This window comes from Streptomyces sp. UH6 (assembly GCF_013421635.1).
In the GTDB taxonomy this organism is placed as follows: Bacteria; Actinomycetota; Actinomycetes; order Streptomycetales; family Streptomycetaceae; genus Streptomyces; species Streptomyces abyssomicinicus.
In genome coordinates this window covers 1-2,220 of record NZ_JACADT010000941.1, presented here as the reverse complement: position 1 = coordinate 2,220, position 2,220 = coordinate 1, and the positions used below count along the sequence as shown (strand labels likewise).

At 74.3% G+C, this 2,220-nt stretch carries 2 protein-coding genes and 2 pseudogenes; 3 read left to right on the top strand and 1 reads right to left on the bottom strand.

Annotated elements, in window-relative coordinates:
• Positions 1 to 307, top strand: a pseudogene (locus HW445_RS27825) (serine/threonine protein kinase); the annotation flags it as partial.
• Positions 308 to 377: 70 nt separating this feature from the next.
• Here the strand turns inward: HW445_RS27825 and HW445_RS27820 are convergent.
• Positions 378 to 788, bottom strand: coding sequence for a hypothetical protein (locus tag HW445_RS27820; protein WP_180223626.1), 411 nt, complete (start codon positions 786 to 788; stop codon positions 378 to 380).
• A gap of 248 nt (positions 789 to 1,036) precedes the next feature.
• Between HW445_RS27820 and HW445_RS27815 the strand changes: the two genes are divergently transcribed.
• Both HW445_RS27815 and HW445_RS27810 read left to right on the top strand, forming a co-directional pair.
• Complete coding sequence (locus HW445_RS27815) at positions 1,037 to 1,660, top strand: SurA N-terminal domain-containing protein (protein WP_257231329.1); 624 nt, start codon at positions 1,037 to 1,039, stop codon at positions 1,658 to 1,660.
• 49 nt (positions 1,661 to 1,709) lie between these two features.
• Positions 1,710 to 2,220 (top strand): annotated as a pseudogene (locus tag HW445_RS27810) (nucleoside triphosphate pyrophosphohydrolase); the annotation flags it as partial.

The following is a 2,220-nucleotide window of genomic DNA, read 5'->3' as shown; positions in this document are numbered from 1 at the left end:
GGCGCTCGGCTTCCGCTTCGACGCGGCGCTCTGCCTGGAACAGCTCGGCGAGGCCACCGCCGCGCTCGCCGAGTACCGGGCGCTGCTGCCCGCCTACGAGAACCCGTACGCGGGCGGTGACCGGTCCCGCGCCCACGACCTGCGCCGCCGCATCGGCCACCTCCTGCTCGCCCTCGGCGACCGTCAGGCGGCCCACGACACCCTCGCCCGCCTGGCCCTCGACGTGGAACGCCTCCACGGCCCGGCCCACCCCCTGGTCGGCGACCTCCGCCGCACCCTCCAGTGGCTCGGCCAGATGGGCGACTGACCGGGAGTTCCCCCGGTTCCCCCGGTTGCACCGGTACCGGCGGTGACGGTGTCCGCCGGGCGCGGCGGTGTCAGCCGGGCGTGACGCGGAAGTGCTCGCGCACCTGGCGGACGTTCGGCGGGCCGTTGAACCCGAGGTCCCCCGGGCCGACGACGACCGACCCGTCCTCGTTCCTGTACTCCTGCGGGGTGGACCAGCGGTCCTCGATGTCGGGCGACGCGGCGTAGGCCCGCAGGACCGCCTCCATCACCGTGACGGCCTCGGCCTCGGTGGTCGCCTCGACCACCACGTCACCACGCTGCCAGCCACCACCGAACCGGTCGCTGCAGTCGAACTCCGCGGAAGCGACGCCGGGCGTCGACGTCGTCACCGCGGTGAACGCCTCCTCGCACCCGGCGGCACCGGACGAGCACGCCGGGACGGGCAGCAGCAACGCCGACGCCAGGACAGCCGGCAGCCACCGCGTTCGCTCATGTCGCATCGAACGGAGTATGCCGGAGAGCCGGTGGCGGGCGGACCGGATCCGGCGGATCACGTGGTCCGGCCATGGCCGGCGCTCCCGCCGTCGGGCAGGTCGCGCGCGCCGGGGGACGGGTGACGTTTCGGCAGGACGTCCCGATCGTTGGCACGACGTTGGCGCCGAGGGCTGGTTCACAGCCCCGGCGCTGCCTACCATCGATCACCGCAAGACTTTGTGCACCGAAGCACAAACTCCAACGGGAGGTTTCCTTGCAACGCCGTCGTCGCCGTACCGCGCTCCTCCTTTCCGCCGCTCTCGCGGCGCCACTGCTCACCGCCTGCGGATCCGACGCGCATCCCGGCGCCGCGGCCGTGGTGGGCGGGGAGCGGATCACCCAGGCTCAGGTCGAGGAGCGGGTGCGTGAGGTGCGCGACGCGCAGCGCGCCGTCGTCACCGAGGACGAGCAGTACCGGCAGGTCGTCGCCCAGACCGGGTCGCTGGCCCGGTTCACCGTGCAGGCCATGGTCCTCGACCGGGTGCTGCACCACGCCGCCGACGAGGCGGGCGTCACCGTCACGCCCAGGGAGGTCCAGGACCTGCGGATCAACCTGGAACGGCAGCTCGGCGGCCGCCAGGGCCTGGAGAACACCTGGCTCCAGCAGTACGGCGTCGCCCCCGGGAGGCTGGAGGAGAACCTCCGCCTCCAGGTCGCGGCGAGCGAGCTGGCCCAGCGGCTGGGCACCGAGACCGACAGCCCCGCGTTCACCGGGGCGCTGGCCGCCTCGTCCAAGGACCTCGGCATCGAGATCAACCCGCGCTACGGCACCTGGGACGCGGAGAAGAGCGCCCGGGCGGACCTGCGGACGCCGTGGGTGAAGGACGTCGAGGCCTGACCGGCCGCCCCCGGCCGGGTGTGCCGCGGCGCTGCGTTACGTTCGAAGGGTGAACGTCAACAGCTCCGAGGACACCCCCGGCCGCGTCGTCCTGCTCACCACCAGTCACCGGGTCGCCCCCGGACTGCTGTCCTGGCCCGCCTGGCGCGTGCTGCGCGAGGCGGACCGGGTGCTCTGCGCGGACGGCGCGCACCCGCAGCTGCCGTACCTGCGCGAGGCGGGGGTGACGGTGGAGGAGGTGTCCCTCCCCGCCGGGGAACTGGTCGACGCGGCGGACGGCGGGCGCACCGTGGTGGTGGTCGCCGGCGGCGAGGGCGAGCCCGCGCTGACCGACGGCCTGGCCCGGCTGGCCGGCTCCGGCCGCGTCCGGATGCCGGACCTGGAGCTGCTGCCCGCCTCCTACGACCTGCCGGGCGCCCGGCTGCTGGACCTGGTCCAGGTGATGGACCGGGTCCGCGCCGACTGCCCGTGGACCTCCCGCCAGACCCACGAGGGCCTCGCCAAGTACGCGCTGGAGGAGGCGTACGAGCTGGTCGAGGCGATCGAGACGGGCAACCGGG